Here is a 5,945-nt window from a genome sequence, read left to right on the forward strand (position 1 = left end):
GCGCAGGATGAGAAGCGGCACCAGCGCCAGCATCGGCGTGGTGACGAGGATCAAGATGTAAGGCGCGACGATCTTCTCGGCGAAGGGAAACTGCGTGATCACCGCCGCCATCACCAGCCCGACGACGGCGCCGATGGCAAAGCCGGAGAAGAGCTCGACCAGCGTGTAGCCGAGATGCGGCGCGATCAGCGGGAACTCGTCGAACAAAGCGTAAACGATCGCACTCGGCGGCGGCATGATGTATTGCGGCACGTGGAAGATGCGCAGCGCCAGCTCGATGCCGCCGATGATCACCGCCGCGACGACGAGAATCGCGGCCACCTCGGCACCGGACTTGACGCCCGGGCCGCCGGCGAAGGCGGAGAGGTTGGTGAGGCTGACATCCTGGCCGTCGCCGGACTTGGCCTTGGAGAATTCCGGAATGGCGTCGCCCCCGCTCACGGCCTGATCCTCACGATTTCAGCGCTCTTGTGTTGCAACTGCTCCTGCGCCCTCGGACGGCGCTCGCCGACGATGTCCATCTTGATGCGGTTGGTGAGGTCGAAGACCTCCTTGGTGGCCATGATCTCCAGCGAGCGCGGGCGCGGGAACGGCACGTCGTAGACCTTGGCGACGCGTCCCGGCCGCGCGGTTAGCACCACGACCCGGTCGGAGAGGAAGATCGCTTCCTCGATGCTGTGGGTGATGAAAACAATGGTCGTCTTAGTATCGAGCCAGATCTCCTCGACGAGGCGGTTCATCTCCTCGCGGGTGAAGCTGTCCAACGCACCGAAGGGCTCATCCATCAAGAGCACGGAAGGCTTCAGCGCCAGCGCGCGGACGATCGCCGCGCGCTGCTGCATGCCGCCGGAAAGCTCGCGCGGGAACTTGCCGCCGAAGCCGTCGAGCCCGACGCGATGAAGCAGATGCGCGATCCAGGCGCGATCGGGCTTCTCGCCCTTGATCTCGAAAGGGAAGTTGATGTTGGCGTCGAGATTGCGCCAGGGCAGAAGGTTCGCTTCCTGGAAGACGATACCGATCTCGGGACGCGGGCCAGTGACCTCCTTGCCGTCAAGCAGTATCGCGCCGCTGGTCAGACGATGCAGACCCGACATCGACCACAAGAGCGTGGTCTTGCCGCAGCCGGAGGGGCCGACGATGGAGACGATCTCGTTGGCGTGCACGTCGAGGCTGCAGCGGTCCAGGGCGAGAAGATCGCCGGAGGCCGTGGTATAAACCTTGCTCGCTGCCTGCACGCCGAGCTTCGGCGTTCTTGCGCTGCCGGTATTCATGCTCCCCTCGGAGACTGCGTGATTGGGTTGCCGGAGCCCCCTCTGTCCGCGAAATCAGTCTGTAACTATCCTACTTTACTGTCAAGCGGCGGGCAAAGATCTGGTGCTGTCGAAATCGACCAAAGCTTGTATAAGCGTCTGATTTCCCCTGTGTTTTGATGCGCTTGCAGTGTGTGTTACTTTCCTACATACTCACTTCGGTTGATTGCCTATGGCCAGCCGGCGGATAATCACAAATATGGTGGTCCAGAAACGGCAGAGAAGGACGGCCAATGACCGAAGCTGACAGCCAGGCGCTGCGGATTTCCGACGCGGATGACGGCCGGCATGATCATGTCAGGCGCTTCCCCGACATCATTTCGCAGGTGAAGGACAGCTACACGGACTTGCGGCCGGCGGAGCGTCGCGTCGCCGACGTCGTGCTCGACGACGTCAAATATGCCGTCGATGCATCGAATGCCGCGCTGGCGCAGCGCGCCCAGGTCAGCGAGCCGACGGTCACCCGTTTCTGCCGCGCCATCGGATGCGACGGCGTGCGCGACTTCAAGCTGAAGCTGGCGCAGAGCCTCGTCGTCGGCGCGCTTTATCTTAGCACCAAGCCGCAACCCACGAACGGCGACAGCGGCATGCCGTTCTGGAACGCCGTGTTCGGCGAAGCGCGCCGCGCGCTGCAGGAGGCCGAACGGCAGATCGATCCAGGGCAGTTGCAGAAAGCGGCGGAGCTGATCGCCAAGGCCAGGCAAGTGACGGTATTCGGACTTGGCGGCAGCTCATCGGCGCTGGCGCAAGAGACGCAGTATCGCCTGTTTCGCTATGGCATCACCATCAGCGCGCAATGCGATCCGTATCTGATGCGCATGACGGCTTCGACGCTGAAGCCGGGCGATGTGGTGATCGCGATATCGGCGACCGGCCGTACCCGGGAGGTGATCGAGGCGGTGGAGCTTGCCAAGCACTATCGCGCCGACGCGATCTGCGTGACCGCGCCGGACACGGAGCTGACACGCGTCTGCGATGTCCAGCTGACGATGGCGGTTCCCGAATATCCCGACACACTGAAGCCGACAGCTTCGCGCTACGCCTTTCTTGTGGCCATCGACCTGCTCGCGGTCGCGTCCGCCTACAAGCTCGACGGCCCGGCGCGCGAGACGGTGCGCCGCATCAAATATAACGCCCAGATCCATCGGACGGGGAAGGAGATGGAGCCGCTCGGCGACTGAGAAAAGCCGCAACGCGGCTATGATCTGCGCAATTCAGGGGAAACGAACATCAATGCTCGACATCGCACCATCGCAACAGGCGGCAACCTGGCTCGGCACATTCGGCCGCGCGCTCGAGGCGGGTGACATCGAGGCGGCGACGAACCTTTTCGTGGACGATTGCTACTGGCGCGATCTGCTGACCTTCACATGGAACATCAAGACCATGGAGGGCCAACCGGCGGTCCGCGAGATGCTCAAGGCGACGCTTTCCTCGACGCAACCATCGCACTGGCGCCTGTCCGGGGAGTCAAGCGTCGCCGACGGCGTCATCGAGGCCTGGTTCAGCTTCGAGACGGCCGTGGCGCGAGGCGAGGGCATCCTGCGGCTCAAGGACGGCCGCTGCCGGACGCTGTTCACGGCGATGAGCGAGCTCAAGGGTTTCGAGGAGCAGAAGGGGCCTGCCCGGCCGCTCGGCATCCGCCACAAGGCCGATCCCGAACGCGAGACCTGGGCGGAAGCAAGAGCGCGCGAGGCGCGTGAGCTCGGCGTGCACGAGCAGCCCTATTGCCTGGTGATCGGCGGCGGCCAGGGCGGCATCATGCTCGGCGCCCGTCTGCGGCAGCTCGGCGTTCCCACCCTCATCGTCGAGAAGAACGCGCGCGCCGGCGATTCCTGGCGCAACCGCTACCGCTCGCTCGTGCTGCACGACCCGGTCTGGTACGACCATCTGCCTTACATTCCGTTCCCGGAAAACTGGCCGGTGTTCACGCCCAAGGACAAGATGGGCGATTGGCTCGAAATGTATGCCCGCGTCATGGAGCTGAACTACTGGGTCGCCACCAAATGCATCAGTGCGGCCTATGACGAGCCCGAAAAGCTCTGGACGGTGGTGGTCGATCGCGCCGGCGAGCGCATCACGCTGAAGCCGAAGCACATCGTGTTCGCCACCGGCGCCTACGGGCCGCCGCGGCAGATCGATCTGCCTGGCGCGGACAGCTTCAAAGGCGAGCTTTTGCATTCCAGCCAGTACTCGACCGGCGAGAAATTCCGCGGCAAGCACGTCGCGGTGATCGGCGCGGCGAGCTCCGGCCACGATGTCAGCGTCGACCTCTGGGAAGCCGGCGCCAAGGTCACCATGGTGCAGCGCTCGCCGACGACGGTGGTGAAGTCGGACACGCTGATGGAGGTCGGCTTCGAGATCTTTTCGGAAAAGGCGCTGGCGCGGGGCATCACCACCGACAAGGCCGACATGATCGTGGCTTCGACACCCTTCGCGCTGGTCCCAAAAGGCCAGCGGGCGCTCTATGACGTCATCCGCGAGCGCGACGCGGATTTCTACAAGCGCCTCAGCGACAGCGGCTTTGCCATCGACTTCGGCGAGGACGAGACCGGACTGCTTATGAAAGCCTATCGCACCGGCTCCGGCTACTACATCGATGTCGGCGCCTGCGAGCTGATCCTGAACGGCGAGATCGCGGTGAAGAGCGGCGTCGGCATCAAATCGCTGACGCCGACCGGCATCCTGTTTGAGGACGGCAGCGAGCTGGCGGTCGACGCGATCGTCTCCTGCACCGGCTACCAGTCGATGAACGAGACGGTGGCAGTGATCGTTTCTCGCGAGGTCGCCGACAAGGTCGGCCCGTGCTGGGGTCTCGGCTCCGGCGTTAAGGGCGACCCCGGCCCGTGGCAGGGCGAGTTGCGCAACATGTGGAAGCCGACGGCCCAGGAGGCGCTATGGTTACACGGCGGCAATCTCGCGCTGTCGCGCTTCTATTCGAAATTCGTGGCGCTGCAGCTCAAGGCGCGGATGGAGGGGATTGCGACGCCTGTCTATGGCGAGCCGAGCAATTGGCGACGGTGAGCCAATCAGCGCCCGAAGTGCCTGGCCGCAACCTCGACATGCGTATGGTGCGCATGGGCCTCGAAGCGCTCGGTCTCATTATGGTCGGGCGCCTCGTTCCGCCACCATTTGCCGCCTATCACGATGCCTTTCGAGACCAGCCGCTGGTCCGCGATGAGTGACGCACCGACCGCATCGACAAAGGTGAAGCGGCCAGGCTGCAGCCTCAGCACCGCGACATCGCCGATGCCGCCGACTTTAAGCGCCCCGAGCTCGGGCCTGGCGATCGCATCGGCCGGGCGCTGCGTTGCCGCGCGCACGACCTCGACCAGCGGCATGCCGAGCGCCATGAGCTTCGACATGCAGACGAGAATATCGAAGGCAGGGCCGTCGACGCAGTAGAGATGCACATCGCTCGAGATGACGTCCGGCGCCAGCCCTTCCGCCAGCATCGCCTTCGCCACCTCGAAGTCGAAGGAGCCCATGCCGTGGCCGATGTCGAAGATGACGCCGCGCTCGCGCGCCTGCCGCATATCCGGCCGCACCGCGCCCGAAGCGAAGACCGGCGCGTTGGGGAACGGCCGGAAGCAGTGAGTGAGGATGTCGCCGCGGCGGAGCCTGGGCAGCACTTCCGAGCGGCCGGGCGGCGGCTCGTCGATGTGCGCCATCAGCGGCAGGCCGGCTCGGTCCGCGGCTTCGAGCGCGAGGTCGACCGGCGCGATGCCGCTGGTGCCGCCGGCGTGCTTCCCGGAACGGACTTTTACGCCGACGACGACAGCGGCATGCTCGCGCACCGCGGCCACCGTCTCGCGCGGCTCGCAGAGCCTGAGATCGCTGCATTCGCCGACGGATACCGTCTCGGCGAAGCCGAATATGCCGGCAAACGAGATGTTGACGTAGGCAAGGATGCGGACCTTCGAACGCTCGATGACATGGCGGCGAAACCCCAGGAAATTGCCGGCGCCGGCGCTGCCGGCATCGATGAAGGTGGTGGTGCCACTCTTGGCGGCGAGCCGGTCAGCGTCGACACCGAGCGAGGTGCCGCCCCAGTAGACGTGGCTGTGCAGATCGACGAGGCCGGGGGTGACGATGCAGCCGCTGGCGTCGACGACCTCACCGGCGGTCTCGCTATCGATGGTCGCTTCGATGGCGGCGATTCGGCCATCGGCGACAGCGATGTCGCGCGGCGCATCCAACCCGGAAGCCGGGTCGATCACACGGCCGCCCTTGATCAACAGATCGAACTGCATTCCGCGCCTCCGTTGCTGTCTGGCCGCGATCAGACCGGCCGGTAGGCGACGGCCTCGATCTCGATCTTGATGTCGATCATCAGGCGCGACTCGACGGTGGTGCGCGCCGGTGGGTCATTCGGGAAGTGCCTGGCATAAACCGTATTGAAGGCGCCGAAATCGCGGGCGTCCTCGAGCCAGACGGTGGTCTTCACCACGTCGTCCATGGTGCATCCGGCCAGCGCCAGCGCAGCCTTGACGTTTTGCAGCACCTGCTCGGCTTGGTCAGTTATGCCGCCCTTGACTACCAGGCCGTCGCTGCCCACCGGCACCTGGCCGGAGACATAGACGAAATCGCCGGCGCGGACGGCAGGCGAGAGCGGGACATGCGACTTTCCGAAGC

General features: G+C 64.8%; 5 protein-coding genes and 1 pseudogene. 2 read left to right on the forward strand and 4 right to left on the reverse strand.

What is annotated here, in order from left to right; all coding sequences use genetic code 11:
• Both EOA60_RS15245 and EOA60_RS15250 read right to left on the reverse strand, forming a co-directional pair.
• A pseudogene (locus EOA60_RS15245) lies at positions 1-441 on the reverse strand (ABC transporter permease); the annotation flags it as partial.
• On the reverse strand, positions 438-1,271 hold the full coding sequence (locus EOA60_RS15250; RefSeq protein ID WP_095823482.1) for an ABC transporter ATP-binding protein: 834 nt from the start codon (positions 1,269-1,271) through the stop codon (positions 438-440). The pseudogene EOA60_RS15245 and the gene EOA60_RS15250, both read right to left, overlap by 4 nt.
• A 272-nt stretch (positions 1,272-1,543) precedes the next feature.
• Between EOA60_RS15250 and EOA60_RS15255 the strand changes: the two genes are divergently transcribed.
• Positions 1,544-2,491 carry a MurR/RpiR family transcriptional regulator gene (locus EOA60_RS15255; RefSeq protein ID WP_095823481.1) on the forward strand — a complete coding sequence of 316 codons (948 nt, stop codon included), beginning with the start codon at positions 1,544-1,546 and terminating at the stop codon, positions 2,489-2,491.
• 52 nt (positions 2,492-2,543) lie between these two features.
• Positions 2,544-4,334 (forward strand): NAD(P)/FAD-dependent oxidoreductase, encoded by a 1,791-nt coding sequence (locus EOA60_RS15260; RefSeq protein WP_095823480.1) that lies wholly within the window; start codon positions 2,544-2,546, stop codon positions 4,332-4,334.
• A 5-nt stretch (positions 4,335-4,339) separates the two neighbouring features.
• On the opposite strand, the gene EOA60_RS15265 is transcribed toward EOA60_RS15260, so the two are convergent.
• A complete protein-coding gene (locus tag EOA60_RS15265) occupies positions 4,340-5,563 on the reverse strand; it encodes an amidohydrolase/deacetylase family metallohydrolase (RefSeq protein ID WP_095823479.1) in 1,224 nt (407 codons plus the stop codon).
• A gap of 29 nt (positions 5,564-5,592) precedes the next feature.
• The coding region (locus EOA60_RS15270; RefSeq protein ID WP_164899325.1) for a RidA family protein at positions 5,593-5,945 on the reverse strand (353 nt) is incomplete at its 5' end.

The organism is Mesorhizobium sp. M1A.F.Ca.IN.020.06.1.1 (assembly GCF_004023265.1).
Classification (GTDB): Bacteria; Pseudomonadota; Alphaproteobacteria; order Rhizobiales; family Rhizobiaceae; genus Mesorhizobium.